This window comes from Gilvimarinus sp. 1_MG-2023 (assembly GCF_030548285.1).
In genome coordinates, this window is the sequence record NZ_JAUOSC010001643.1 from 1 (window position 1) to 239 (window position 239).

General features: G+C 54.4%; 1 protein-coding gene. It reads left to right on the top strand.

Going from position 1 to position 239, the window contains the following annotated elements:
- Nucleotides 1-239 (top strand): glucosylglycerol 3-phosphatase (locus Q4563_RS22370; RefSeq protein ID WP_303606110.1); only part of this gene is annotated, 239 nt, incomplete at both ends.

Sequence of the window (239 nt, forward strand, 5' to 3'; positions counted from 1 at the left end):
GGCCTGGGTGCCGGTGGCGTCCAGTTACAGGATCGCTTTGGCAAAGTCACTCACCCCGGTGTCAGCTCGGCAGAAATGGCCTTCTTGCTGCAAATACCAGTGAAAGCCCGCTATTTTCTGATCAATTTACTGGGCAATACTCCCTACAACCTCGCCAAGGAAAACATCCACTTGCTGGCAGACGCCGTCGTGCTGGATAACCGCGCTTCGCCGACGATTAATGCCAACCTGTTATGTGC